The following is a 25,662-nucleotide window of genomic DNA, read 5'->3' on the forward strand; positions in this document are numbered from 1 at the left end:
TCATCCTGGCACGGCATCGTCTGACACGCCAGCCACTTGCGCCCCCGCAGTAGGCTGAACGCATCATGCAAGAGTTCTGGCAGTGGGCGGGCAGCTTCTGGTGGTTGATCTTCCCCATCATGGGGATGGCCGGCGGAGCTGCGAAGGCGTGGGAGCAGGGCGCGAAGCGCCGCCACGAGCGCCGTCTCGAGACGCTGCGCCTCAAGGGCGAGCTGAAGACCGCGCAGCTCGCTGCGCGCGGGCAGGTGCTGCCGGCGCCGAAAGATGCCGTGCCCGACTCCCAGCTCTCCTCGAACGAGCTGCTCGAGCGTCTGTTCGCCGAGCATGACGAACTCACCGCCCGCTGGCTCGACTACGAGCTCGACGTCGCGAAGCTCATCGCCTACCCCGCGATGAGCGATGGTCGCCAGCCGCTGACCGCCGCATTCCTGCGAGCGAAGAAGACGGCGGACACCCTGCGTCCCCGCTCCGCGAACGCCAAGGTCAGCGAACAGCAAGTCACTGAATATCTGGATGCCGTCGGCAACGCCGCCGTCGCATTCGACGTCGCCGAGAGAGAAGCTAAGCGCCTGCGCACCTCGACCTTCAGCGAGGCCGAGCGCAAGAAGCTCGACCGCGCACAGACGCTGTTGAAGGTCGCCGTCGACGAATCCGCCACGCAGGCAGAACGCAACATCGCTTACAAGCGCGTGCGCGAAGAACTTGACGGGCTCATCGTGCTCAGCGACCAGGCTGTCGAAGTGCTCGAGAAGCAGGTCGCCGGTGCGCTGCCGGCGGCATCCGCTCCCGCCTCGCCCGGGCCGGTGCGCGAGCCTGCGCCGGAACCGATGCGTCTGAAGCGTCCGGATGACGGCGCATGATCGCGTCGAACGTTACCTGAACGATCGCGTACCACGCCGAAGGGTCGGAGTGGGCCGCGGACGGTGACGGCGGCCAGCCGGCGCTGCCGTTCGGCGGGTGAGCGGCGCAGAAGTGGCGCTGTTCAGGGCAGACTGACCCGCTCGGTGCGCTGACGCTGAAGGCCGAGCCCGTCGATCTCGATCACCATCTCGTCGCCGTGCTGCAGGTACGGGAACCGCCCGGACAGCGCGACACCCTGTGGTGTGCCGGTGTTGATCACGTCGCCGGGTTCGAGCACCATGTACTGGCTGAGCTCGTGCACGATCTGCAGCACCGAGAAGATCATATCGGCCGTCATCGAATCCTGCCGCGGCGAGCCGTTCACGAACGAGCGCAGCCGGAGCGCCTGCGGGTCGATCTCATCGGCCGGCACCAGCACCGGGCCGAGCGGGTTGAACGTCTCGGAGCACTTGCCTTTCGACCACTGCCCGCCCGAGATGTCGAGCTGGTACGCGCGCTCCGACACATCGTTCGAGATCGTGTATCCGGCGATCACCTCGCGGGCAGCCTCCGGCGAGGGCAGGTAGCGGGCGGTCTTGCCGATCACGACGGCGAGCTCGACCTCCCAGTCGACTTTGTCGGCTCCAGGCGGTAGCAGCACGACGTCGTTCGGCCCGACGACGGTGTTCGGATGCTTGAAGAACACGACCGGATGCTCGGGCGGGGCCGACCCGGACTCCGCCGCGTGCGCGGCGTAGTTCTGTCCGATGCAGATGACCGCAGTCGGCCGGGCGATCGGCGCCCCGATGCGCAGGCCGTCGGTGTCGGCTTCACGCAGCTCACCGGCTGCTAGTGCCCGACGCACGCGCGCGATGCCGTCGACAGCGAGGAACGCGCCGTCGACGTCGGCGGTCAGCGGCGCGAGGTCGCGGACGATCCCCTCGTCGTCCCGCACGAAGGGATGCTCGCGGCCGGCTTCTCCAAGACGCATGAGTTCCATGTCTGCTCCTTCCCGCGCGTCAGCGCGCGTCGGCGTAGGCCGGGTTGACGATCGCGTCGACGTGCTCGCCGGCGAGGAAACGGATGAGGTTCTCGGCGGCGTGCACAGGAAGGTCCTCGAGCGCCTCGGGCGAGTACCACGCCGCATGCGGTGTGAGCAGCACGTTCGGGGCGTCGCGCAGCGCGGCATCCGATGCGAGCGGTTCGGCCTCGTAGACGTCCAGCGCGGCAGCCCCGATGCGGCCGTTGTGCAGCGCGGCGACGAGAGCAGTCTCGTCGATGAGCGGACCGCGGCAGGTGTTCACGATCACCGCTCCCGGCTTCATGGTCTGGATCGTGGCCTCGTCGATCAGGTGACGGGTGGCGTCGGTGAGCGGCACATGCAGCGTCAGGATGTCGGCACCGGAGCTCGCCTCATCGATGGTGGCGGGCTCGCAGTCGGCGGCAGTGATCGCCTCAGCGGGGGCGTACGGGTCGGCGACGAGCACGCGGAAGCCGAGCGCACGACATCCGCGCGCGACCAGCGAGCCGATCCGTCCGAAACCGAGGACCGACACCGTGGTGCGGGACGGCCGCACGGCCATCGGCCGGGCCGCGACGGGCTTCCACTCACCCGCGCGTAGCGCGGCGTCGTAGGCGGGCAGGCCGCGGGCCTGGGTCATGATCATGGCGATCGTGTGCGCGGCGACCTCCTCGATGCAGTAGCTGGGGGTGTTGGCGACGGCGATGCCCCGCTCGGTGGCGGCCGCGACGTCGACCATGTCGTAGCCGATGCCGAGCCTGCTGATCATCTTCAGGTTCGGCATCTGATCCATCAGGTCACCGTCGATGCGATGCCACTGCACGATGAGTCCTTCGGCCTCGGCTCCGAGCGCGGCAAGGGTGTCGAAGGAGGTCTCAGACGCGCGCTCGGCGCTGATGCCCGCCGTCCGCAGGGTCTGCTCGGCGGCGTCGCCGGGCAGGTCGCAATCGGTGATGAGGATGTGTGGAGAGGCCATGAGAACAAATGCTATAGCATCTAGCAGATCAGATGCCAGTGGTTTCCGATCTGCCTGTTTTGCTATAGCGTCTTGAGTATGACTGCTCGCCGCGCCCTCATCACCGGCGCCAGTTCCGGCATCGGAACGGCCGCCGCCCTCGAACTCGCGCGCTCCGGCGCCGCGCTCTGGATCACGTACACCGGCCGCGAGGCCGCAGCCGCCCAGGTCGCCGAGGAGTGCCTCGCCGCCGGAGCCTCCGAGGTGCACGTCTCGCGCCTCGATCTGCGCGACCCTGATTCGATCGCCGCGCTCATCGCCGACATCACTGCGGAATGGGACACGCTGCACGTACTCGTCAACAACGGCGGCGTCGGCCCCTACACCGGCTACGACGACATCGACATCGACGAGTGGGACTTCGTTCTCGAGACAAACGCCCGAGGCACCTTCCTCCTCACGCGTGCCGCACTGCCGCTGCTGCGCGCCGCCGACGGCGACCGCTCGGTCGTGAACATCTCGTCGATCGCCGGTCAGGTCGGGGCCCTGCAGACCGGCATGCACTACGCCGCCAGCAAGGGCGCCATCCTCGCGATCACGCGCAGTTTCGCCCGCCATCTGGCATCCGAGGGCATCCGCGTGAACGCCGTGACGCCCGGACCTGTTGCCAGCGCGATCACGAGCGAGCTCTCCGCCGAGGGGCGGGCGAAGCTCGAGGCGGGCATCCCGCTGGGCGAGTTCGGCCAGCCGGCCGATGTCGCGTGGATCATCGCAGCACTGGCATCCGACCGCGCCCGGTTCATCACCGGGGCGACCTACGACGTCAACGGAGGCGTTCGCATTGACTGACATCACCGCGAACACGCGCAGCGCGCTGAACACGGTCCAGGCGCAGCTCGACGCCTTCAATGCGCACGACCTCGACGCCTTCGTCGCGACCTATGCACCCGATGCCGTGATCACGGGAGTCGCATCGGAGCCCATAATCGGCACCGCAGCCATCCGCGCGTTCTACGAGCCGCGTCTGCAGAACCCCGAGCTGTCATGCGCGATCGACAACAGCGTGCTGTTCGGCGCCCGCTGGGTGGTCGCGCAGGAGCGGGTCATCAACGCGGGCATTGCGACCGAGACGATCGCCACCTTCGACGTCGTCGACGGACTGATCTCCCGCGCCTCGATGCTCAAGGCCTGACCAGGGGGTGGCGCAGCCCCGCACTTCTGCGCATCTTCACACTCTCAGCCCGGATTCCTGCGGTGTTGTGCATAAGCGCGGGGAAGTGTGTGCACCGGTTCGATAATTAACCCATCGCCTTTGGCTATTCCGCTAAGAGCGCTTAAGCGCTACGGTCGGTATTTATGAAACCTTAGTTTCGTTTGTATCCAGGTGCAGCGCCGCACCTATATCGCGCCGCACGGACACAAGCGGACCCGACGACGCCCCGCGTCAGGCAGGAGTTCCCGTGCGTCCCACACGCCAACACACCCTTCGGAGATCGCTGGCGGTGATCGCGACGGCCGTGGTCACGGCCACGTTGGCCGTCGCCGCTCCTGCCGGAGCTGTCGGAGCGACGACTTCGTCCTCCGCGGCGGCCCCGCGTTCCGCACCCGATGCGACAGCCTCGGTCAACTTCGATGGACTGGTCATCGGCGATGAGCAGCCCGTGGGCATCCCGGTCCAGGTGCCGAGCATCATCGACATGGCCTTCGGTGAGCTCGATGGTCGTGCCGTCGGGTACACGGCAACCTCATCTGACGGTTCACTGCTGAACGTGATCGACATCGAATCCAACACCTTTCTGAAATCAGCACCCATGCCGAGCGTGATTCAGGTGTGGAAGCTTGAGATCGCACCGAATGGAAAGGTCTACGTCGCCGCGATCGGCAAGAGCGAATCCGGCGCGCAGCGCGGTGAGCTGTGGATCTACGATCCCGTGACCAACGAGGCTTCGCTCGCCGGTGTCGTACCCGGCGCGAGTTCGAACTGGTCACTCGTCGTCGATGATCATTCCAACGCGTACATCGGCACGTACAAGTCCGGCGAAGTGGTCATGTACGACGCCGAGACGGGTGACTTCACAGGGTGGGGGCAGGTCGAGGGCGAGGAGTACGTTCGTTCGATCGAGTATCACGACGGATACATCTATGCCGGAACCGGCGCCTCGGGCGCAGTCGTGAAGATCAACGTGGCGGACCCCGGGGATCGTGAACGCATCTCGGATCCGCTGCTCGAGATCTTCGGTGTCGCGGCGCTGCCGTGGGCATACGACATGGAGAAGGTCGGCGACTGGCTGGCGGTCAACTTCTCGGATGGCCTCGCGGCAACCGCGTTCTACAACCTCGAGACTTCACAGTGGAGCACGACGACGCTGAACAAGTCGTCCCTCGCCGGAACGCCGACCCAGAACGGCAATCCCGGCTTCACCCAGCTCGCCCCGAAGGACGGAAAGATCTATCTGACCCACAATGGCACTATCGCCGAGGTCGACCTCAGCGGTGACGAGCCGACGTTCTCCGACGTGGAGATCCCCTTCGGACTCGGCATGCGTGGACAGGGGTGGGTCGACCTCACCGCCGCGGGTCACCCTGGCGAATGGCTGGTCACGGCGTCACGCCAGGGTCCGCTGCGTGCACTCGACATCGCAGGCAAGCGGCAGATCACTCTGCCGAACGTCGTTCAGACCAACACTGGAACGCCGCTTCACTCCATGGGCCTCAACCCGGACGGTGGCATCTACATGGTCACCTACCCGGCAGGCACCGGAGCCGTATACGACACAAGCACCGGTGAGTTCACGAATTTCCCCGCCGAGCAGGCCGAGTCGATGCTCACGGTAGGCGACGCGACCTACTTCGGGCTGTATCCCGGCGGTCACATCGACCGTGTGGTGCGAGGCGGCGATGGCCGACCCTCGTCATCGCGAGTCTTCACCATCGGCGAAGGACAGGACCGACCGTACTACATGGTCGAGGACGACGGAAAGCTCGTGATCGGATCGATCCCCGGGTACGGCATGCACCAAGGGGCGCTGACGATTCACGACATCGCCAGCGGTGAGACGAAGGTCGAGACGGACATCGTCGAGAACCAGAGCATCATCGGCCTCGCCGTTCGCGACGGGGTCGTGTACGGTTCCACGACGATCGTCGGCGGTCTGGGCTCAGACCCGGTAGCCGACGAAGCAAAGCTGTTCACCTACGACATCGCCGGCGGTGAGAAGACGGGCGAGTACCCGTTGATTCTGCCGACCGGTCAGAAGCCCAAGCACATCAGTGCGCTCTCGTTCGGCCCGGACGGTAACCTCTGGGGAACGACCGACGGCTGGGTGTTCGCACTTGACCCCGAGACCATGCAAATCATCCCCGAGAAGTCGAAGAACATCGCACCGGATGTCACCCGCTATGGAATGTGGCGTCCGATGAGCTTCGCCTGGCACGACGGCAAGCTTCTGATCAACGTGGCTTCGCAGCTGACGATCGTCGATCCGCAGACCATGGAGCACCTCGCAGTGACCACGACGGACGAGGAGATCGCGCGATTCATCATCGCTCCGCTCGCTCCATCGTTGCGCACGCCGGGACAGGGCGCGCAGGACGGCATCTACCTGTTCGGAAGCTCCGATGCCGGGAGCCTGCGGGTGATTCCGCTGAGCATCAGTGCGTCCGCCCCCTCGCCGTCGCTGGCGTTCCGTTCCGATTCAGTGGTCGCCGGCACGAGTGTCGATGCCATCTTGCGCGGTTTCGACCCGCACGAAACCGTCACCCTATGGCTCGGCAAGTCGCAGATCGGCACCGCCGAGACGGACGCCGACGGAACGCGCACTGTCACGGCGCAGATCCCGGCTGATACGGCAGCGGGTCCCCACACCGTCAGGGTGAAGGACGCCAACGGTGCAGTTCGCGCAGAAGCGGTGCTGCGGGTCGAACCTGCGACACCCGCGCCTCGCATCACCCTCACCCATCAAGAGGTACGCGCCGGTGACGCACTGGAAGCCCGGCTGGACGGCTTCGCGGCGAATGCACCGGTAACTCTGTGGCTGAGGTCAGAACCGGTGCTTCTTGAGGAGGCGACGATCACGGCCGATGGCTCTGCGACGCTGAATCTGACGATCCCCGTTGGCACGGCGGCGGGCGAGCACACCATCGTCGCGACCGACGCGGGCGGCACGGATCTCGCTCAGGTCGCGGTGCAGGTGACAGTGACCACAGACTCGCCCCCTGTCCCGCCGTCCGATGGTGGCGAGCAGACCGGCGGACTTGCGACCACCGGCGCCGAAGGCGCACTGTGGGTCACCGTCGGCGCCGGGGCACTGGCTGTCATCCTGATGGGCGCGTGGCTGATGCGACGCCGCAAGGCCTGACGCCTCGGTTCATGGATCTGAGACCCGTGCTGCGGACTGCCGCGCACGGGTCTCAGACGCGTCAGGCGACGCGACCATGTGATTCAGCGACGAGCGATGTCACCGAAGGATGCCGTCCAGGCGCCGTCCACGGCGATGGACTGCCCCGTGAGGTACGGCGCCTCGTCCGACAGCAGGAACGCCGCGACTGCGGCGACCTCCTCCGCCCGTGCGATGCGCCCCATCGGCGGCCCCTCGGCGAGGGCGCGCTCCGCCGCGACTGGGTCGGGCGAGGAGGCGATCTGCGCTTCGAGGTGCGGGGTGCGCACCCCGCCGGGTGCGACGGTGTTGGTGCGGATGCCCTGGGCGCCGTAGCTGACGGCCACGCTTCGGGTCAGTGCGTCGATGCCGCCCTTGGTGAACTCATATGCGGCGTGATCGAGGTGACTGGCGCGGCCGTGGATCGAGCCGATATTGACGATGGAGCCCGGCGTGGCCTGCTCGAGAAAGGTTGAGACCGCCACCGAGCAGCCCCACACATACCCGAACCCGTTGATGCCCACGATCTCGCGGACCAGGCCCTCATCGAGCTCGTGCAACGGCGTCTGCTTCGTGATTCCGGCGTTGTTGACCCAGCCGGCCAGCGGCGCGAGCGCCCGCGCCTTCGCCGCCGCCGCGACGTGCGTCTGCCGGTCGGACGCGTCACCGAGCACGACGTCGGCCACGATGCCCGCCTCAAGCGTTCCCGACCCGGGCGAGCGCTCCAGCCCGACGACGATCCACCCGTCGGCGGTGAGACGCTCGGCGATGGCGCGGCCGATGCCCTTCCCGCTGCCGGTGACCACCACGCTGCGTGGTGCCTCCTGCGATTCGGCGTTCATCTCAGATCTCCTCGAAATCGAACACGGTCGGGTCCAGCGAGAACCCGAGCCCGACGGCATCCGATGGCCGCACCCGGCCCTCGAAATGCGGACCACCGACGATGAATGACGGCGCGGGGTCGTACGGGTTGATGCCGCGCGCGAAGGTCTCGACGCCGATGCCGAGGTGCGCGGTGACCTCGGGGTAGACGTGCCCCGAGACCGGCATGCCGCGGGTTCCCGCCCAGCGGATCAGCTCCCGGGCGGGGGTGACGCCGCCGATCGCGACGACGTCCAGGCGCAGCACGTCCACACCGCCGACCTCGGCCAGTGCCTTGAGCACGGCGGGATCGGTGACCTCGTCGCCCACCGACACCGGCAGGCCCGTCCTGGCCCTGATGCGCGCGACGCCGGCGGCGTCCTCGGGCAGCAGCGGGTCTTCGAGCCAGGCCAGACGTGGGTCGCCCCATTGCGAGACCTCGGCGATCGCGGCATCCGCACTCGGCCAGCCGAAGCCGACGTCGACGACGAGGCCGGTCGATGATGGCAGCTCGGCGTTCAGAATCCCGATGAGTTCACGCATATATGCCGCATCGGGAATGCGAGAGATCTTGACGTTCGTCCAGCCGTCCGCCTGCCCGATCACCTCGTTCGCGACCTCGCGCGGCGTGCGCCCTGGCGTCGGGTACGCGGCGACGAGCATCGAGTCGCGCGGCGCATCCCCGGTGCCGATCAGTCGCCACAGCGGCTGCCGGGCCCGGCGGGCCGCGACATCCCACAGCGCGATGTCGACCAGTCCGATGGCCCGACGCACGAGTCCGACGCGTCCGACGATGGCGCTGCCGCGCAGCATCCGCTCCCACGCCGCCGCCGGGTCATCGGCGTCCTGTCCGAGCGCGTGCGCGACGACGAGCCGTTCGACGATCTCGGCCATCGGCGCCTCACGCGACAGGCAGTACGCGACACCCTGCGTGCCGTCGTCGGCCGTCACCCGCACCGCGGTGTACTCACGACGATGCACAGTCATCGCGCCCAGCTGCAGCGGTGCAGGCAGTGGCAGCACCGCTGTGGCGGTGTCGATCCGCGCGACCGTCGCCATCATTCCGGCCTCTTCGCGAGCGGTACGCCGTAATCGATCATGAAGCCCCCATCGACATACAGAGTCTGGCCGTTCATGTAGCGCGACTGGTCCGAGACGAGGAAACTCACTGCGGCGGCGATCTCAGCGGCATCCGCCAGCCGCTTCGCGGGGATGCGCGAGAGGATCGTGTCGAGACTGAGGGTGCCCGCTTCGACGCCCTGCCGGAACACGCCGGTGTCGACGTAGCCGGGGGCGACCGCGTTGACGCGGACGCCGCGAGCGGCCCACTCGGCGCCGGCCGTGGAGGTGAGCCCGATGACGGCGGCCTTCGTCGTGGCGTATGGCGCGCGACCCGCTGAGCCGCGCGAGGAGATCGACGAGATGTTGACAATCCGTCCGTCGCCGTGTGCGAGCATGCGCCGTCCGGCCGCCTGCAGGCAGTTGAAGACGCCGTGGAGGTTGACGTCAACGACGGCGGTCCATTCGTCCCAGGTGAGGTCTTCGAGGCCGCGATGACGCTGGATGCCGGCATTGTTCACCAGCACCTCGATGGGTCCGAATTCGGCTTCGACCTCGCCGAACACGCGATCGACGCCCTCGTGGTCGGTGACGTCGAGCTCGCGCCAGATGATGCCTGCGGGATTCTCGTCAGCGGTGAAGCCGGGCACGCGGTCGGCGGCGATGACTCGGTAGCCGTCGGCGGCGAGGCGCTGGCCGATCTCCCAGCCGATTCCTGCCGAGCCGCCGGTGACGATGGCGACGGGGGTCTGAGAGGTCATGGTTCTCCTCGTTGTGGCGGGTCGAAATTTGCTATAGCAAGTCTACAGAGGTCGCTGCTCCACGAGTTCGGAGACGACGGCGATCACATGCTCCTCGAGCAACTCCAGCGCACCCGCCGCCAGCGGGGTCTGCCAGGCCTGGTACGCGCCGCGCTGATACGCCTCGCGCGTGGGCAGGTAGACGAAGCCGGGCCCGTTGGTGAGGTTCATCACGACGATCGGCGTCTCGGGGAAGCGCGTGCGCAGCCTGGTCTGCAGCCGCGAGTAAGCCTCGCCGGGATGTCCGACGATCACCGCGTCACCGAGACGCCATGCCCAGACCGGATGCTGCACCGTGGGTCCCGTGATGTATCCGTCGCGCAGGTTGCGCGCACGTCCCAGCCGCTCGTCGCGCGAGCGCGGGTCGATGTCCCGCCACTCCTCGGCGAGCTCATCGAGGGTGGGCAGGTCGCGCAGCGGCAGTTCGACGGACGTCATCGATTCGGATGCCACGGCGCCGCCCTCCGCAGCCTGGGCGGCCCAGATCGCCAACGGCGCCCCGGACTCGACCACCGAGTCGAGGGTGAGCTCCGCGCCCGGAACCGGCAGCGAATCCAGCGCCGCCATGACCGCATGACCGAGGGATCGCCCGTGCCGGTCGGCGACGGCCACGTCGCCGGTGTACTGCTCGCGGGGCGCCAGTTCGCCCGACGCACCCTGCACGAACAGACACGGAGCGTCGGTCGCCTGCTCGACGATCTCGCGCATCGCGCCGACATAGTCGGGTGAGACCTCGCGGGACTGCCACGCGAGCGTCGTCGGGTGGCAGGCGTAGTTCACCAGCGTCGCCGTCACTGCGCCGTCGATGCTAACCCGTCCGATCGTGACGGTGTCGTCGGCGGATGCCGCGGGGTTGTACCCCACCAGGGCGCGACCGTCGAGATCGAGCTCGCGGTTGGCGGCGAGGGTGCAGCGCCCCGTCGTCCACTCGATGAGCCCCGGCTTCGCGGCATCCAGCGCCTCGCGCCCCGCCTCGATCCCCGCAGCCGCGAGCGCCTCGAGGTATCCGGGGATCAGCTCGCCGCCGGGCAGGTGCGCATCGGCGGCGCACAGCACGGCACCGGCATGGGTGTGCGACAGCGAGAGAATGAGCTGCTCGGCATCCAGCCCGAGGCCGTCGAGGATCGCACCGCGCACGCCCTGCTCATCGGCGACCCGACGCCACCAAGTGCCGTCCACCGCCAGCAGCATCCGAGGACGGTCGTCGGAAGCGATGACGGCGAGCGCGGTCAGCGTGAACGGACGGTGCGCCCCCTCCGAGCGCTCCCAGTCGGCCGGGCCCCAGTTCTTCGCGCGGATGCCGACCGGTGGGGTGATGTCGCGCCGGGCGATGCCGATGCGAGCCGCCGTACGCGGAACGCGGATGGGGTCGCCGACGCGAGCCGCCCGCGGGGTCGTCGAGTTCTGCACGTCGTTCATGATGCTGGCATCCTCCGTCATCGTCGTTCCGATCATCGCGCGGTCGGCGTGACCGTGGTGTCCGACCCCTGCTCCTGCCAGAGTTTCGCCGCCTCGGCCCGGCGTCTGCGCTCAGCCACCGGATCTGCGATCGGGATCGCTGCCATCAGACTCCGCGTGTAGTCGTGCTGCGGTGCGGCGAACAGCTCGTCGCGACCGCCCGTCTCGACGATGCGCCCCTGCTGCATCACGGCGACGGTCGACGACATGTAACGGATCACGGCGAGGTCGTGGCTGATGAACAGGTAGGTCAGGCCGAGCTCAGCCTGCAGCTCGCGCAGCAGGTTGAGCACCTGTGCCTGGATCGACACGTCCAGCGCCGAGACGGATTCGTCCAGCACCATGAAGTCCGGTTCCAGAACAAGGGACCGCGCGATCGACACGCGTTGGCACTGCCCGCCGGACATCGATCGCGGCAGACGATCAGCGAACTCCTCGTCCAGCCGCACCCGGTGCATGGCCTCCCGAACCTTGTCGGCGCGCGAGGCCCTGGTGCCGATGCCATGGGCGCGCAGCGGCGCCTCGATGATCTGCTCGACGGTCTGACGGCGATTCAACGCCGAGAACGGGTCCTGGAAGACCATCTGCATCCGCCGCCGCAGCTGGCGCAGCGGCTCCGCGCGCATCTCATGCGGACGATGGCCGTCGAACTCGACACTGCCCGCGTCGATGCCACCAAGCGCGAGCACCGCCTTCGACACCGTGGACTTCCCGGAGCCGGACTGCCCGACCAGGCCGAACGTCTCTCCTCGGCGGATCTGGAACGACACGTCATCCACGGCGGTCACGCGGCGACCAGAGCCGAGCGTGAAGGTCTTGGTGAGATCGGTGACCTCCACCAGCACCTCACCGTTCTCCCGAGCCTCGTCCACCGCACTGCGCACGTTCGCGTCTTCGAGGGGTTCGGTGCCCCGTTCGAGCACCTCCACCGCGGTGCGGATGGGCTTGTGCACATCGACGGTGAGATCGACCACCGCACCCAGCAGCGCCTGGGTGTACGGATGCTCGGGATGCGCGTACAGCTGATCGACGGGAGCCTCCTCGATGATCCTGCCGTGGCGCATCACGTGGATGCGCTCGCAGAAGCCCGCCGCGACGCCGAGATCGTGGGTGATCAGGATCACCGCGGTCCCGTGCTCGTCAGCCAGCTTGTCGAGCAGATCGATGATGCGCGACTGCGTGGTGACGTCGAGCGCCGTCGTCGGCTCGTCGGCGATCAGCACCTTCGGTCGCGAAGACATCGCCATCGCGATCATCACCCGCTGGCGCATTCCGCCAGAGAACTCATGCGGATACTGTGCGAGACGCTCTTCGGGGAGGGGAACGCCCACCTCGGTCAACAGCTCGATGGCTCGCGTCGCGGCATCCGTCTTCGACATCCTGTCGTGCAGTCGTATCGCCTCGATGAGCTGGTGGCCGATGGTGCGCACCGGATTCAGCGAGCTCATCGGGTCCTGATAGACCATCGCAATCTCGCCGCCGCGCACACGGGTCATCTCGCGCTTGCTCAGCGCGAGCAGTTCGCGATCGCCCAGACGGATGCTGCCGCCGAGACGCGCCCCGTCGTTCAGCCGCATGATCGACAGGGCCGTGAGCGACTTGCCCGAGCCCGATTCGCCGACCAGCCCGATGCGCTCCCCGGGGCGGACGCTGAAACTGATCCCCTTGACAGGCATGACGTCTCCGTACGAGACGGTGAGGTCCTGCACCTGCAGGATCGGCGCGGAATCGCTCATCAGCGCGCCCCCTTCCTGTCGCCGCCGAACTGATCGGCGAGCACGTTGAGCAGCCAGATGGTGACGAAGATGAACAGCGCAGGGAACAGCACGTAGCCGATCGACTGGTACATCTTCTGGTAGCCCTGCTGCACAAGGGTTCCCCAAGTGGCCTCGGGCGGCGCGATGCCCAGGCCGACGAAGCTCATCGAGGCCTCGAGCAGGATGGCGTTGGCCGCGTTGATCGCCGCCTGCACGACGATCGGACCACGGGCGTTCGGCAGCACCTCCGCGAACAGCAGTCGGGAGCGCTTCGAACCGAAGGCGACGGCCGCGGTGAAGTAGTCCTCCTGCAGCTCGCTGATCACCGCGGAGCGCACCAGGCGCGCCGTGGTGGGTGTCAGCAGGATGCCGATGATGACCGCGAGCTTCACGGGATCCGCCCCGAAGGCGGAGATGAAGACGAGCGCGAACAGGATCTGCGGGATCGCCATCACGGTGTCGGCGAGGCGCATCAGGATCTCGTCGACGATCCCTCGGGTGAAGGCGGCCGCCATCCCCCATGCGACTCCGAGCACCATCGCGACGAGTGTCGCCCCGCCCGCGATGAAGATGGTCAGCTGGCCACCGTAGAGCACGCGACTGAACAGATCGCGCCCCAGCTCGTCGGTGCCGAACAGGTGCGCACCAGATGGGCTGGCGAAGCGGTCGGGGGATTGCTGCGCGGGATCGTAGGGCGCGACGAGGGGCGCGAGCACCGACGCCACCACGATGAGGGCGAGCACGCCGAGCGAGACCCAGGACGCCACAGGAAGGTGGCGCCGCGGAGCCCGGGCGCGGAGGGCGAGGGAGACGGTGTCAGCCACGGCTGCTCCTTGCACGAAGACGCGGATCGAGCACACCGTAGAGCAGGTCGACGATGAGCGTGGTGAGGATGAACATCGCCGAGATCAACAGCACGACGGACTGCAGCACGGCGTAGTCGCGCTTGAAGACCGCGTCGATCGCCAGCGACCCGAGACCGGGGATGCCGAACACGTACTCCACGATCACGACACCGCCGAGCGTGTACCCGACGATGAGCCCGAGCATGGTCAGCCCCGGGATGAGCGCGTTGCGCAGCGCATGCCCCAGCACCACTCCGCTGGCCGACTGGCCCTTGCCGCGGGCGGTGCGGATGTAAGGCGCGTCGAGCACCTCGACCATCGACGCCCGCAGGAACCGCATGAGCAGGGGCGCGGCGGCGAACGCGAGCGTCAGCCCGGGCAGGATCATCCTCTGCAGGTTCTCGGCGGGGTCTTCGGCGAACGGCGTGTACCCGCGCGCGGGCATGACCTTGAGCTGCACGGCGAAGATGACAATCAGCACGATGCCGATCAGGAACTGGGGCAGCGCCATGCCGGCCGTTGAGATCGCGGTGAGGATGCGATCGACCGCGCCGAGCGGACGGAGCGAGGCGATGACTGCGGCGGGCGTGGCGATGATCACCGCGAGCAGGATGCCGATGATCGTCAGTTCGATCGTGGCGGGGAACCGCTGCGCGATCAGTTCCGAGACGGAGTACTGGTTGAAGTACGACTGCCCGAAGTCTCCGGTGAAGACGCCGCCCATCCAGCGCAGGTACTGCTCGATGATGGGCGCGTCCAGACCCGCCTCTTCACGGAGTCGCGCGAGCATCTCGGCGTCCACGCCCGGCGTCGACCCCAGCCGGGTGATGACGGGGTCTCCCGGCAGCAGCCGGAGCACGACGAAGACGAGAAGCGAGGTGGCGATCAGCATCGCGATGCTGATCGCCACCCGGCGAAGGATGGACCAGACCACGTCAGCCCTTCAGCTGTGCGTTCTCGAGGTGCAGCTGGCCGCCGCCTTCCGCCCAGATGCCGGCGACGTTCGTACCGGTGGCCGTGACCACCGTCGACTGCAGCGGGACGATCAGCGGCACCTCCTCGTTGATGATCTCCTGCACGGTCGCCCACTTGTCCTTGCGTGCCGCGTCGTCCGGCTCGGCGACGGCCCCGGCGAAGGCCTGCTGGAACTCGTCGCTCTTCCAGTTGCACTCGCAGCGACCGTCGAGGTAAAAGTTCAGCGAGTACGCCGGCTCAGGAGGAGTCGACTGGAAGTTGGGAACGATGTAGCCGGGGAACGACTTGCCGGCCGGGTAGAACGAGTCGACCCAGGTGCCGATGTCGTTGTTGTCGATCTTCAGAGTGATGCCGATCTCCTTCAGGCTCGCCTGAAGGATCTCACCGCTCGTGTTCCATTCAGGGTACGAACCGGCGATGCCCCACCAGGTGAGCGTGCTGCCCTCGGTGATGCCGGCCTGGGCGAACAGCTCCTTCGCCTTGTCGAGATCGTAGAAGTAGTCGGTCAGATCGCCACCGAACCAGGGGTTGACCTCGCCGAGTGCGTTGTTGGTCGGCGAGACGGTGCCCTGACCGTAGTACGCCGCCTCGAGGATCGCCTCACGATCAGTGGCATAGGCGAGCGCCTGACGCGCACGGACATCGTCGAACGGCGCCGAGGTCGTGTCGACCTCCCACGACGGCCACTGGCTCGGGTTGTCCGGACGGACCAGGGCGATGTCTCCACCGGCCTCGAGTCCCTCCACGTCGCCCTGCGGCACCGACCACAGCACGTCGATGTCACCCGAGCGCAGGCCGGTGACGGCCGCCGTCGACTCAGCCGCCTTGACGATGGTGATCTCGTCGAGCAGCGGCGCCTCGCCGAAGTAGTTCTCGTTGGAAACGAGCGTGACGCTGTCGTCCGGAGTGAACTTGTCGACGACGTACGGGCCGGTGCCGATGGGCTCCTTGTCGATGGTGTCGAGCGAACCGACGTCGATCATCTTCACCCACACGATCCCGGCCGCGAAGGTCGCGATCGGCTCGGAGAGCGTGATCACGACGGTCTTGTCGTCGGGTGCGGTGACGTCGGTGATCATGGAGATCTTGTTCTTCTCCTGCGTCGCCGTGTCATCATCGAGGTAGTACTCGAACGCGGCGACGGCTTCCTCTGCGGTGAAGGGATCCCCGTTCGAGAACGTCACCCCGTCGCGCAGCGTGAACGTCCACGTCTTCTGATCGGGCGAAGCCTCCCACTTCTCGGCGAGGTCGCCGACGATCTCACCGGACTCATCCGTCTTGGTGAGCCCGTTCCACAGAAGCGGGAAGAGCACCTCCTCCCACGCGAACGTGCGGATCGCGGGATTGAGCTGCGGGATGCCCTGCGCGGCGGCCACGGTGAGCTCACCGCCGTCGACAGCGTCGCCGCCGCCCTCTGTCGTGCTGCAACCGGCCGTCAACAGGGCCGCGGTGAGAACCGCCACTCCTGCCAGCCATGAACGTCGACGTGACATGGTGCCTCCTTCATTGGGTGCATCGGGAACACTGTTGCTATAGCATCTAGCAAATCGCCGGATTTGTCTACTCTGCGCCCTCGATGCCATAGCATCGGTCGAGCAGGAGGGCGCGATGCCCTTCCGGCACGTCGCCCGGGGAGGTCACGCAATGCGCACCGTTTCTGATCAGAACATCGCCGAGCAGGTCACGGACGAACTCCGGGCCGCGATCCACTCCGGCGAGTTGGCTCCGGGCGACCGCCTGGTCGAGCGCAAGCTCGCCGAGCGCCTCGGAGTGAGCCACATCCCCGTCCGCGAAGCGCTCACTCGGCTGGCGGAGGAGCGGCTGATCATTCGCGAGCCACGCCGCGGAGCGCGGGTGGCCGCACTGACCGCTCAAGACCTCGAGGAGATCGCGAGCCTTCGCACCGTGCTCGAGCAGTTCATGGCCATCCGCGTGCAGGAGCGGTGGACGGATGCCTCGGCCGCGCGGCTGCAGGCGATCATCGATGCGATGGCGGCGGCCGAGGTCGGCGACATGGAAGAGGTGCTTCGGCAGGACCGCGCTTTCCACGAGGCACTTGCAGAGCTCAGCGAGCACCGCTTCCTCACTGAGCTCAGCGCCCAGTTGCGCGGACGCATCACCGGATTCATCAGCGCCGCCAACGCGGCGCTCCCTGAAGACCAGCAGGCGGAGCATGTGCACAGTCACCAGCAGATCCTGGATGCCATCGCCAGCGGCGATCCGGATGTAGCACGCACCGTCATCGCCGAGCACGTCACCCGCGCCTTCGCCCGGATCGAGCCGCTCGCCGACCCCGCCTGACCGAGAGACCGTCCTGCCACACCCCCGGCCCCGCCGCGCCGAAACCCACCCCGCCGCGGGGCCGAGCCCGATGAATCGGGCCCGACCCTGCAAGCCGGATCAGGCGATCGCGTTGGCGGCGATCACGACGGCATCCGACTCCTCGGGCACCGCGGTGCGCTTCACGCCGATCTCGACGTTCGACGAGTGCACCAGCGTTGAGCCCTTGCCGAAGGCCTCGGGCTTCAGTTCGAGTGAGCCGCCCTCGAACCGCGTGCCGACCGCACGGTAGTGGTTCACGCCGTCGGCGAGCTGCACGTGCACGCCGGCGTCGCCGACGAAGGCGCTGTTCGCCAGAGTGATGTCGCGACGGCCATCGCCCTTGCGCGAGATCGCGGCGCCCTTCACCCCGGTCACCTGCGTGCCGGTGATGTCGACCTGCTGACCGTCGGCGCCCGCCGCCACGAGACGCACACCCGACAGTGTCGACCCGTCGACGCGCACCTTCTGCGAGGCGATCGAGACGGGATCCGCATCCTCACCGGCGACCAGCGTCGACCCGCGGAAGGTCACCGGCGCCGGGCCGTTGATCTTCATGCCACCGACGCCCTGCAGAACCGTATCGACGAAGGTGACCGGCTCCTTGACCGTCGCGTTGGTGAGCTCACCTGGTGCGACGAAGGTGAAGTGCGAGTCGGCGATCACGGTAGGCCGCGACGAGATGTCGGACGACTGCGTGATGATCAGCGTGTCGGATGCCGTGCAGCCGCGCAGCTGCGCACCGTCGGCATTGATCCACAGCATGCCTGAGCCCTCGAGCGACTTCTTGCCGATGACCTGCACGTCTTCGAGCGTCAGGTCGGTGACGTTCACGCGTGCGACGAACCACGAGCAGACGTGCTTGCGCACCGTGATTCGCTTGGCTGCCGAGCCCCAGGCGGCGCCCGAGTTCGCGAACGTCATCAGCCCCGAGTTGCCGACGTAGGTGAGGTCGTGCTCGTACTGGCCGTGCGTGACGAACGGTCCCTGGTCGTCACCGTCGCCGTGGCAGTTCTCGACCAGGCAGTACGCACTGGCGGTCCAGTCGTTCAGATGGCGGGCGTTGGAGGTGTGGCAGTTCGCGACGTACCCATACAGGCAGTAGATCTGCTGCGTGAGGTAGCCGGCGCCACCCCAGGTCACTGAGGTCGGGTTGGTGAGGTTGCATTCGGTGGTCGAGAAATACGTGTTCCAGCGGCGCTGGATCAGCGGCCAGAACGTGCCGGTGCCGTCGATGTGGTCGACGTCGCAGCGAACCGCGTACTCGAAGGCGAGCGGGTGTGAGCCGGTGAGCTCGTCTTCGCCCTTGCCGAGGAATCGCAGGTTCGACACTGAAACGTCCTGCACCGGCTTGACGTGGCGCCACGCCATGACGCGATCCTCACCGAGCGTCCAGCCGTTCAGATAGTTGACCCGGATGTGCGTGCCATCGACGATCTGCGTCACCTGCACCAGGCGCTGCAGCTCGCGCTCCCACCGGCCGGCGAGCGCGTTCACCTCGGCCGCATACCAGGAGCCGACCGTGAAGAACGACGAGTCACCGACGGGGAACACGTCGGAATTGTCGGGCACGACCTCACCGAGCTTCGCCTCGTGCACCGCATCGGTGACCTCGCCCTGGAAGAACATCACCGCGGCGAACGGATTGTTCGCGGGAGCGTTCTCGATGCCCTCGGTGGTCATCAGGTGTCCACCGAAGTCGAACGCGATGTTCGAGCGGGTGAAGGTATGGCGGCGCACGAAGTTGAGATCGGTGTGCGCCTCGATGCGGCTGATCGACGCGTCGGCGACCATGGCGTCGAGGGCGTCGTCGGCGTTCTGCTCCGGCCCGAAGACGCCGAACACGCGGAAGTCGACGGTACCCGAGTGCACCAGCGCCCAGCTGCCATTCTTGCCCTTCTTACCCTTCTTGCCGTTCAGCACCGTTCCGCCGTTGGGCGGCGGGGCGTCCTTCGTCACGAACCGGTACATCGCCCCGCCGCCGTCGCCGGGAGAGGTGCGCCCGGCGGTTTGTACGAGGTCGCCTGCCTTCGCGTTGAGTTTCGCCAGCGCGGAGGCGTCGGATGCCGCGCCGACGGACTTCGAGGCGGTGGACTTCGCCGGCACGGCGGAACCCGCGGCCTGCGCGGCGGCGGGCGCCGACACCGCGGCGACACCGCCGATCGCGGCAGCGGCGAACCCGGCGAGCACCATGCGCCGGCTGCGTACCGGTGCGGGCCTCTCGAGTGTTGTTGCCTGTGTGAGGGTCTCGTGATGCGTCATCGTCATCCTCCTTGCGGCGTCGTCGCCGCGGTCAGTGCGCGCGGTGGGGTTCCGGGCGCTTCGTCCCCGTTCCGCATTCCGTACGGGGTCCTGAGCCAAGGCTCAGAAGTAGTCGGCCGCCGTGAAATGGCGGATGCCCTCGAGTCGGGGCTCGCGGCGCAGCAGTGCAGCCAGAGCGGCGGTGTCCGACTCCTGGGCCGGGCGGATCGCGATCTCGGATGCCGTCATCATTCCCCCGATTCCTGCACGTCACGCACGAATCCCGCAGCGCGGATAGTGTTCGTGACGACCGCGCGTGCCTCAGCCCACGGGGCGGGCACACGTTCGGACGGAGCCTCCTCGAGCAGTGCACGCACCAGTCCGGCGAAGCCGAGCTGCTCGTTCGCCGCGCCGACGTCGAGCTCGACCGTGTGCAGCCCGCGTGCGGTGAGCACGTCGGCGGAATACCGGTCGGGGCCGGAGAGGCCGGTGATCGTCACCTGCACTGGGATCGGCTGTCCACCTTCAGCACGGCGCAACAGGCCGTCGACGCCCGCTGCGTCCTCCGACCGCGTCGTCGCTCCGGTCGAGCGACGACTCCAACCCGATGCGGGGTCGAACCTCGCTCCTGGGACGATGCGGTCGATCATCTCCCACGCGTGCACGCCGACTGTGACCAGCGTGCCACCGCCTTGCACGGGGTCGTCCTGCCAGGCGCGCCCTGGCAGCTGGAATCCCGCGTTGTCGTGCTGTGCGTGCACGCGAACGCCGATGATCTCCTGCTCGGCCAGATCGCCGGCGAACCGCGTCAGCGCGGGCGCGAAGCGCAGCACCGAAGCGGTGCCGACCGGTGCCCGCACGTCGTCGAGCGCACTCTCCCACGCGGTGAGCTGGGCGTCCGTGGCGGCGACGACCTTGTTGAAGAACACCGGCATGACAGCACCCGACTGCGCCACCGCGCGCAGAAGCGGCACGATCTCATCGGGTCGCGGCGTGGCCACGAGCACATCGGGACGGTGCGTGATCAGCGCAGCGGGAGAGCCGACGACGCGGGCGCCGAAGCGGTCGGCGAAGTCGGTCGCCGCATCGGCATCGGCATCACACACCGCAACGACCTCCGCCCCGAGTCTGCGCGCGTTGCGGGCGTCGGTGAACGGATGCGAATGCGCGAGCCCCGCGAAGGCGATGCGCAACGGCGACGGGATCATGCCATCGATGACAGGTGCTCGCGCGAGATCGCGTGCTCGAGCAGGCCGCCTGCCAGATACGACTCGATCTCGCCGATCACGATGTGGCCGAGACTCCGCCTGCCCTCGCGTGTGCCGGCCGCGCGATGCGGCGTCAGCAGCACGTCCGGCAGCGATCGGAACGCGCTGTCGCTGGCCAGCGGCTCCTCATCGAACACATCGATGGCGGCTGCGATCCGGCGGCTGCTCACCTCTCTGAGCAGCGCCGCCTCGTCGACCAACCACGAGCGGGCGGTGTTGACCAGGCCGGCACCATCTGGCATCAGCGCGAGCTCCCGCGCGCCGACCATGTGGTGCGTCTCGGGCAGCGTCGGTGCGTGCACCGCGACGATGAGAGACCGGCTCATCGCTTCGTCGAGCGGCACCAGCTCAGCACCCAACTCGGCCGCGGCGGCAGCATCTAGCGTGGGATCGACCAGCAGCGGACGCGCCCCGAGGGCGCGAATCATCGCCAGGTACGCGCGCCCGGTGCGCGACGCGCCGATCACGCCGATCGGCGCGTTCAGGATCTCGTGCTGCGCCCCGGCGGTGCGCTCGTCGTACCAGCCGCCGTCGCGCAGGGCGTGATGCATCGTGGGGATGCGGTGCAACAGCGCCAGCGTGAACGCGACCGAGACCTCGGCGACCGACCGTGCCATGCCGGCTCCAGCCTGGGTGATGAGGATGCCGCGGTCGTACAGTTCATCGGTGACGAATGGTTTGATGGTCGCGCCCGTGTGCGCGACCAGTCGCAGTCGCGGCATCCGGTCCAGCCGTGTCGCATCGAGCGGACCGAGGCCCCAGCTCGTGACGAGCACCTCGACATTCCCGACGTCGACGGCGTCCTCGAGACGATCGACTCGTTGGAACGACCCGCCCATATCCGCGGCAGCCCTGTGCAGACGCTCGGCATCCTCTGACGAGAAGAACTCAGCGAACAGGCCCTCCGAGACGACGGCGAGGATGCGCGGGGGGGTCATCGCAGCCACTTCTCCCGGTTCTCGACGATGAACGCGTCGTCATTGAGCTCGGGATAGGCGAGGCGCACGCGCTCGATCTCTTCGGCCTGTCCCGGCGAAAGGCTCTCGTGCGGATCGAGGCACCAGGTGCCCTCGAGCAATCCCTGCTGACGAAGCATCTCGTGCACTCCGGCGATGACCCCGTGGAAGTCGTTGCCTGGATCGAACACCGCCTGGTTGACGTCGACCATGTCCGAGGCGAGCCGGCCCAGCCGCTGATATGCCTCGAGGTCGCCGGCCGCCGCGCGGTGCGCGACCTCGAGCATGGTCACTGCGGCTCGCGTGCCCACCGCCCACTGCCCGAGCAACCCGCCGACGAATCGCAGGGTGCGGTGCCCGTGCGGCGAGTCGACATGGAACTCGCTGAGCAGATCTGCGACGATCGCGTCGTCGTTGCCGGTGTACAGCGCGATCTCGTCGGCGCGACCCGATGCCGCCACCCCGCGCACCAGTTCCAGTGTGCGGTAGCGATCGAAGGGAGCGGCCTTGACTGCGACGACCGCGGGGATCGAGGCGAACTCTCGCCAGAACTCGCGATCGAGCACCGGACCGCCGATCGCGGTCTGCAGGTAAAAGCCGACAACGGGCAGCACCTCGCCTACCGCGCGAGCGCGATCGAGCAGCGCCCGATCGTCAGCTCCCGAGACCCTCGGGCTGACGAGCACTGCATCAAAGCCCAGGCTGCGGGCCAGTTCAGCTTCGGCCACGGCCTGCGCCGTACCGCCGGCGACACCGGCGATGCGCACGACATCGGGACCGGCCGCCTTCAGCTCTTCCGCCGCGAGTGAGAGCACCGGCTCAAACAGGGCGTGCTCTGGATCTCGGATCTCGAACTGGGTGGTGTGCACGCCCACGGCCACACCGCCGGCCCCTGCGTCCAGGTAGTAGCGGGTCAGCGCACGTTGGCGGCGCTCGTCGAGGCGGCGCTCGGCGGTGAGGGCGAGTGGGTGCGCGGGGATCACGGCACCACGGGCCAGAGTCTGCGCCGCTTCCGGACGCAGAGCGGGTACAGCGGTCATCAGAACTTTCCGTCTCGAACGGCCCACTTGGTGGGCTTCGCGGTCATCGGCAGGTCAGCCTGCATCCACGCCGCCTGCCACTCGATCAGGGTCTCGGCCGAGACTGACGGGTAGCCGAACAGTGCCATGCAGCGGCGTGCGTCGCTGAGCAGAGCCGTCGGCTGCGGCTCGTCGGCGAGCGTGACCTCGCGCCCCAGCAGCGTGCCGAAACGCCGAGCGATCGACTCGACGCTCAACAGTTCCGGTCCGGTGAGGTTGACGGTGAACACGTCGCTCGAGGCGTGCAGCAGACTGCGCAGCACCACCTCGTTCGCGTACCCCTGCCAGATCACGTTGACGTTGGCGGTCGCCACCGAAACGGGCTCACCTGCGAACACCGCGCTGCCGATGTCAGCGAGCACACCGTAGCGCAGGTCGACCGCGTAGTTCAGGCGAATTAGCGACACCCTGGTGCCGCGCTCCTGTGCGCCGAATTCGAAGACGCGCTCGCGCCCGAGGCAAGACTGCGCGTACTCGCCGATCGGTGACGGGGTGACCTCTTCGGATGCGCCACCCGAGGCGGCGGGCAGGAACGGGTAGACGTTGCCGGTCGAGAGCACGGCGACCGTGCTGTCGCGGTAGCGGCGCGCGACCCGGTCGGGCAGCGCGGCGTTGACCTCCCATGCCCAGGAGGGGCTGGTGGCGGCGCCGAACTTGGCACCGACCATGAAGACGACGTTGGGGGCATCCGGAAGCGATGAGAAGTCGTCGTTCTCGATCAGGTCGAACGGCACGACCTCCACTCGGGCGTTTTGCAATCGCTCCACCACGGCCGCGTCGCCGAAGCGAGACACGGCGTGCACGGTGTCGGACGCCCGACCCGCTGCATCCATCGCCTTGCGCGCGAGCATCGCGAGCGTGGGCCCCATCTTGCCGCCGGCTCCGAGGACGACGAGGTCACCCGACGACTTCTCGAAGTCCGCGATCAGCGCGGGACTGGGATCGACGAGCGCGAGCTCGAGTTCTTCCTCGGAGGTGAATCTCTGCTGTGACACGGTGGTGATGGTCCTTTCAGCCCTTGATCCCAGAGCCGGTGACGCCCTCCTGGACGTACCGCTGAGCGACCAGATAGGCCATGAAGATGGGGATGAGCGCGACGACCGAGCCGGCGAGCATGACGCTCAGCGGCACGTTCTGCTGCTGCAGTGAGGAGATGCCGACGGTCAGTGTGAACATGTCGTTGGACTTCGCGATGATGAGGGGCCACAGGAAGTCGTTCCAGTGCCACAGGAACACGAAGATGCCGAGGGTGGCCAGCACGGGCTTGCACAGGGGCAGCACGATTCGCAGGAAGATGCGCATCTCGCTCGCACCGTCGATGCGCGCCGCCTCGAAGAGCTCGTCCGGCAGGCCCTGGATGAACTGGCGCATGAGGAACACCGCCTGGGCGTTCGCGAGGGTCGGCAGGATCAGGCCCCAGTATTCATCGACGCCGCCGAGGTTGGCGATCAGCAGGAACGTGGGGATGAGGGTGACGTGGAAGGGCACCATCACCATCGCCAGGAACGACCAGAAGATCACTTCCTTGCCGGCGAAGCGCTTCTTGGCGAACGCGTACCCGGCCATCGCGGACAGGAAGAGCACCGCGACGACTGAGACAAGGGAGTACACCAGCGTGTTGAACAGCCATAGCAGGATGTTCTGGCCGCTGAGCACCTGTTCGTACGAGGCGAACGACATGTCGCCCCAGGGCAGCAGTGAACCGGGGAACTCGACTGCGGCGCCGGGCTTCAGGCTCAGCACGACCATGGCGTAGAACGGGAAGAAGCTGAAGACGGCGGCGATGCTCAGCCAGAGCCAGCGCAGTGCCAGACCCCCGCGGCTCGGCTCCAGCGCGCGGTACGACCGCTGCTTCCGTGCGTTCTTCGCTGACGTGACGGCGGTCATTTCTGCTTTCCGATCACGAGGCGCTGGATCAGCGCGACGACGAGGGTCATGATGAACAGGGCGACACCCGCGGCGGCCGCGTAGCCGTATTCGAAGTACTTGAACCCCTGGTCGTAGATGAGGTAGACGAGCGAGTAGCTGGCGTTCGCAGGCCCGCCCTGCGTCATCACGTAGATGACGTCGAACACCTGGAACGCGGCCGTCGTCTCGATGACAGCGAGGAAGAACACTGTCGGCTTCAGGTAAGGCAGGATCACCCAGCGGAAACGCTTCCAGGCGTTCGCGCCGTCCATCAGCGCAGCCTCTTCGAGTTCTCGAGGGATGTCCTGCATCGCGGCGATCATGATCATCATGCCGTAGCCGAATCGCGACCAGACGCCGACGATGATGATCGCCGGGAGGACCAGCACAGTGCTCGCCAGCCAGGATCCGCCCAGTCCGAGCGGTGTCATCATCGCCGACCACGGCCCGTTGCTGGAGAAGATCCAGACGAAGATCGCTCCGGCGAGCACCAGCGAGGTGATGACCGGCAGGAAGAAGATCGAGCGGAAGAACCGGGAGCCGCGGAAAGCGCGGCGCACGCCCAGTGCCATCGCCGTGGACAGCACGAGCGAGATCGGCACGGCGAAGACCGTGTAGATCAGAGTGGTGCCCAGGGCCCGCCAGAACAGCGGATCGTTGACCAGGCGCTGGAAGTGGTCGAGCCCTCGCCAGGCGATCTCACCGGAGATGTCGTAGTCGAAGAAGCTCAGCAGCACGCCGGCGATCGCCGGCCCGAACCGGAACGCGAGGAAGAGCAGGAATGCAGGAAGCACGAAGAGCAGCGCGATGCGCGCCTCGCGCCGGGCGAGCACGCGTGTGGAGACGAACGCGCGCTTCTTCGTCTGTGCGGACGGCTCGGGCGGGGCGGCCGTCGGTGGGGCAGTCGTCATTTCTATTCCTCGTCGGAGCGGGTGGGACGCACG

Annotated in this window: 23 protein-coding genes; 5 read left to right on the forward strand and 18 right to left on the reverse strand. The window is 67.5% G+C overall.

Going from position 1 to position 25,662, the window contains the following annotated elements; translation table 11 throughout:
- Window positions 1–65 precede the first annotated feature (65 nt).
- A complete protein-coding gene (locus ACTU6V_RS00175) occupies window positions 66–860 on the forward strand; it encodes a hypothetical protein (protein WP_443474590.1) in 795 nt (264 codons plus the stop codon).
- Window positions 861–982: 122 nt separating this feature from the next.
- Here ACTU6V_RS00175 and ACTU6V_RS00180 read toward each other — a convergent pair whose 3' ends face one another.
- Entirely contained in the window at window positions 983–1,840 is an 858-nt protein-coding gene (locus ACTU6V_RS00180) for a fumarylacetoacetate hydrolase family protein (RefSeq protein ID WP_443469556.1), read from the reverse strand.
- 19 nt (window positions 1,841–1,859) lie between these two features.
- Complete coding sequence (locus ACTU6V_RS00185; RefSeq protein WP_443469557.1) at window positions 1,860–2,837, reverse strand: C-terminal binding protein; 978 nt, start codon at window positions 2,835–2,837, stop codon at window positions 1,860–1,862.
- 78 nt (window positions 2,838–2,915) lie between these two features.
- Between ACTU6V_RS00185 and ACTU6V_RS00190 the strand changes: the two genes are divergently transcribed.
- The 3 genes from ACTU6V_RS00190 (at window position 2,916) to ACTU6V_RS00200 (ending at window position 7,174) form a co-directional block, all read left to right on the forward strand.
- Window positions 2,916–3,665, forward strand: a complete 750-nt coding sequence (locus ACTU6V_RS00190; protein WP_443469558.1) for an SDR family NAD(P)-dependent oxidoreductase — start codon at window positions 2,916–2,918, stop codon at window positions 3,663–3,665.
- The gene (locus ACTU6V_RS00195; RefSeq protein ID WP_443469559.1) at window positions 3,658–4,008 is read left to right on the forward strand and encodes a nuclear transport factor 2 family protein; all 351 of its coding nucleotides are present in this window, start codon (window positions 3,658–3,660) and stop codon (window positions 4,006–4,008) included. The genes ACTU6V_RS00190 and ACTU6V_RS00195 overlap by 8 nt, the downstream gene beginning before the upstream one ends.
- 268 nt (window positions 4,009–4,276) lie before the next feature.
- Entirely contained in the window at window positions 4,277–7,174 is a 2,898-nt protein-coding gene (locus ACTU6V_RS00200) for a hypothetical protein (protein WP_443474591.1), read from the forward strand.
- 83 nt (window positions 7,175–7,257) lie between these two features.
- On the opposite strand, the gene ACTU6V_RS00205 is transcribed toward ACTU6V_RS00200, so the two are convergent.
- Genes ACTU6V_RS00205 through ACTU6V_RS00240 form a run of 8 tightly spaced genes read right to left on the reverse strand, consistent with a single transcriptional unit; the run spans window position 7,258 to window position 16,440 of the window.
- Window positions 7,258–8,034, reverse strand: coding sequence for an SDR family NAD(P)-dependent oxidoreductase (locus tag ACTU6V_RS00205; protein WP_443469561.1), 777 nt, complete (start codon window positions 8,032–8,034; stop codon window positions 7,258–7,260).
- A gap of 1 nt (window position 8,035) precedes the next feature.
- The gene (locus tag ACTU6V_RS00210; protein ID WP_443469562.1) at window positions 8,036–9,115 is read right to left on the reverse strand and encodes an enolase C-terminal domain-like protein; all 1,080 of its coding nucleotides are present in this window, start codon (window positions 9,113–9,115) and stop codon (window positions 8,036–8,038) included.
- On the reverse strand, window positions 9,112–9,873 hold the full coding sequence (locus tag ACTU6V_RS00215) for an SDR family NAD(P)-dependent oxidoreductase (protein WP_443469563.1): 762 nt from the start codon (window positions 9,871–9,873) through the stop codon (window positions 9,112–9,114). Before ACTU6V_RS00215 ends, ACTU6V_RS00210 begins: the two co-directional genes overlap by 4 nt.
- Window positions 9,874–9,915: 42 nt before the next feature.
- Window positions 9,916–11,331: a hypothetical protein gene (locus ACTU6V_RS00220; protein WP_443474592.1), complete on the reverse strand. Its 1,416-nt coding sequence runs from the start codon at window positions 11,329–11,331 to the stop codon at window positions 9,916–9,918.
- Window positions 11,332–11,363: 32 nt separating this feature from the next.
- A complete protein-coding gene (locus ACTU6V_RS00225) occupies window positions 11,364–13,106 on the reverse strand; it encodes an ABC transporter ATP-binding protein (protein ID WP_443474593.1) in 1,743 nt (580 codons plus the stop codon).
- Window positions 13,106–13,951: an ABC transporter permease gene (locus tag ACTU6V_RS00230; RefSeq protein ID WP_443474594.1), complete on the reverse strand. Its 846-nt coding sequence runs from the start codon at window positions 13,949–13,951 to the stop codon at window positions 13,106–13,108. Before ACTU6V_RS00230 ends, ACTU6V_RS00225 begins: the two co-directional genes overlap by 1 nt.
- A complete protein-coding gene (locus ACTU6V_RS00235; RefSeq protein WP_443469567.1) occupies window positions 13,944–14,906 on the reverse strand; it encodes an ABC transporter permease in 963 nt (320 codons plus the stop codon). The genes ACTU6V_RS00230 and ACTU6V_RS00235 overlap by 8 nt, the downstream gene beginning before the upstream one ends.
- Before the next feature lies 1 nt (window position 14,907).
- The gene (locus ACTU6V_RS00240) at window positions 14,908–16,440 is read right to left on the reverse strand and encodes an ABC transporter substrate-binding protein (RefSeq protein ID WP_443474595.1); all 1,533 of its coding nucleotides are present in this window, start codon (window positions 16,438–16,440) and stop codon (window positions 14,908–14,910) included.
- A gap of 151 nt (window positions 16,441–16,591) precedes the next feature.
- Here ACTU6V_RS00240 and ACTU6V_RS00245 point away from each other — a divergent pair, with 151 nt between their 5' ends.
- Window positions 16,592–17,248 carry a GntR family transcriptional regulator gene (locus tag ACTU6V_RS00245; protein WP_443474596.1) on the forward strand — a complete coding sequence of 219 codons (657 nt, stop codon included), beginning with the start codon at window positions 16,592–16,594 and terminating at the stop codon, window positions 17,246–17,248.
- 99 nt (window positions 17,249–17,347) lie between these two features.
- On the opposite strand, the gene ACTU6V_RS00250 is transcribed toward ACTU6V_RS00245, so the two are convergent.
- From ACTU6V_RS00250 to ACTU6V_RS00285, 8 genes are all read right to left on the reverse strand, one after another.
- A complete protein-coding gene (locus ACTU6V_RS00250) occupies window positions 17,348–19,528 on the reverse strand; it encodes a peptidase C14 (protein ID WP_443469570.1) in 2,181 nt (726 codons plus the stop codon).
- A 102-nt stretch (window positions 19,529–19,630) separates the two neighbouring features.
- The gene (locus ACTU6V_RS00255) at window positions 19,631–19,759 is read right to left on the reverse strand and encodes a hypothetical protein (RefSeq protein ID WP_443469571.1); all 129 of its coding nucleotides are present in this window, start codon (window positions 19,757–19,759) and stop codon (window positions 19,631–19,633) included.
- A complete protein-coding gene (locus tag ACTU6V_RS00260) occupies window positions 19,756–20,715 on the reverse strand; it encodes a Gfo/Idh/MocA family oxidoreductase (protein ID WP_443474597.1) in 960 nt (319 codons plus the stop codon). Before ACTU6V_RS00260 ends, ACTU6V_RS00255 begins: the two co-directional genes overlap by 4 nt.
- The gene (locus ACTU6V_RS00265; RefSeq protein WP_443469573.1) at window positions 20,712–21,713 is read right to left on the reverse strand and encodes a hydroxyacid dehydrogenase; all 1,002 of its coding nucleotides are present in this window, start codon (window positions 21,711–21,713) and stop codon (window positions 20,712–20,714) included. Before ACTU6V_RS00265 ends, ACTU6V_RS00260 begins: the two co-directional genes overlap by 4 nt.
- On the reverse strand, window positions 21,710–22,771 hold the full coding sequence (locus ACTU6V_RS00270) for a dihydrodipicolinate synthase family protein (protein ID WP_443474598.1): 1,062 nt from the start codon (window positions 22,769–22,771) through the stop codon (window positions 21,710–21,712). The genes ACTU6V_RS00265 and ACTU6V_RS00270 overlap by 4 nt, the downstream gene beginning before the upstream one ends.
- Window positions 22,771–23,805 (reverse strand): NAD-dependent epimerase/dehydratase family protein, encoded by a 1,035-nt coding sequence (locus ACTU6V_RS00275; RefSeq protein ID WP_443469575.1) that lies wholly within the window; start codon window positions 23,803–23,805, stop codon window positions 22,771–22,773. Before ACTU6V_RS00275 ends, ACTU6V_RS00270 begins: the two co-directional genes overlap by 1 nt.
- A gap of 16 nt (window positions 23,806–23,821) precedes the next feature.
- Window positions 23,822–24,697: a carbohydrate ABC transporter permease gene (locus tag ACTU6V_RS00280; protein ID WP_443469576.1), complete on the reverse strand. Its 876-nt coding sequence runs from the start codon at window positions 24,695–24,697 to the stop codon at window positions 23,822–23,824.
- A complete protein-coding gene (locus ACTU6V_RS00285; RefSeq protein ID WP_443474599.1) occupies window positions 24,694–25,629 on the reverse strand; it encodes a carbohydrate ABC transporter permease in 936 nt (311 codons plus the stop codon). Before ACTU6V_RS00285 ends, ACTU6V_RS00280 begins: the two co-directional genes overlap by 4 nt.
- Window positions 25,630–25,662: the final 33 nt, after the last annotated feature.

The sequence above is a fragment of the Microbacterium zouquanmingi genome, assembly GCF_052266675.1.
In the GTDB taxonomy this organism is placed as follows: Bacteria; Actinomycetota; Actinomycetes; order Actinomycetales; family Microbacteriaceae; genus Microbacterium.

Coding starts and splice junctions, on each gene's coding strand:
- ACTU6V_RS00205 (WP_443469561.1), bottom strand. CDS start 8,034: ATGAACGCCGAATCGCAGGAGGCACCACGCAGCGTGGTGGTCACCGGC.
- ACTU6V_RS00285 (WP_443474599.1), bottom strand. CDS start 25,629: ATGACGACTGCCCCACCGACGGCCGCCCCGCCCGAGCCGTCCGCACAG.
- ACTU6V_RS00210 (WP_443469562.1), bottom strand. CDS start 9,115: ATGATGGCGACGGTCGCGCGGATCGACACCGCCACAGCGGTGCTGCCA.
- ACTU6V_RS00215 (WP_443469563.1), bottom strand. CDS start 9,873: ATGACCTCTCAGACCCCCGTCGCCATCGTCACCGGCGGCTCGGCAGGA.
- ACTU6V_RS00240 (WP_443474595.1), bottom strand. CDS start 16,440: ATGTCACGTCGACGTTCATGGCTGGCAGGAGTGGCGGTTCTCACCGCG.
- ACTU6V_RS00265 (WP_443469573.1), bottom strand. CDS start 21,713: ATGACCCCCCCGCGCATCCTCGCCGTCGTCTCGGAGGGCCTGTTCGCT.
- ACTU6V_RS00270 (WP_443474598.1), bottom strand. CDS start 22,771: ATGACCGCTGTACCCGCTCTGCGTCCGGAAGCGGCGCAGACTCTGGCC.
- ACTU6V_RS00185 (WP_443469557.1), bottom strand. CDS start 2,837: ATGGCCTCTCCACACATCCTCATCACCGATTGCGACCTGCCCGGCGAC.
- ACTU6V_RS00225 (WP_443474593.1), bottom strand. CDS start 13,106: ATGAGCGATTCCGCGCCGATCCTGCAGGTGCAGGACCTCACCGTCTCG.
- ACTU6V_RS00245 (WP_443474596.1), top strand. CDS start 16,592: ATGCGCACCGTTTCTGATCAGAACATCGCCGAGCAGGTCACGGACGAA.
- ACTU6V_RS00250 (WP_443469570.1), bottom strand. CDS start 19,528: ATGACGCATCACGAGACCCTCACACAGGCAACAACACTCGAGAGGCCC.
- ACTU6V_RS00190 (WP_443469558.1), top strand. CDS start 2,916: ATGACTGCTCGCCGCGCCCTCATCACCGGCGCCAGTTCCGGCATCGGA.
- ACTU6V_RS00255 (WP_443469571.1), bottom strand. CDS start 19,759: ATGATGACGGCATCCGAGATCGCGATCCGCCCGGCCCAGGAGTCGGAC.
- ACTU6V_RS00175 (WP_443474590.1), top strand. CDS start 66: ATGCAAGAGTTCTGGCAGTGGGCGGGCAGCTTCTGGTGGTTGATCTTC.
- ACTU6V_RS00180 (WP_443469556.1), bottom strand. CDS start 1,840: ATGGAACTCATGCGTCTTGGAGAAGCCGGCCGCGAGCATCCCTTCGTG.
- ACTU6V_RS00220 (WP_443474592.1), bottom strand. CDS start 11,331: ATGAACGACGTGCAGAACTCGACGACCCCGCGGGCGGCTCGCGTCGGC.
- ACTU6V_RS00260 (WP_443474597.1), bottom strand. CDS start 20,715: ATGATCCCGTCGCCGTTGCGCATCGCCTTCGCGGGGCTCGCGCATTCG.
- ACTU6V_RS00280 (WP_443469576.1), bottom strand. CDS start 24,697: ATGACCGCCGTCACGTCAGCGAAGAACGCACGGAAGCAGCGGTCGTAC.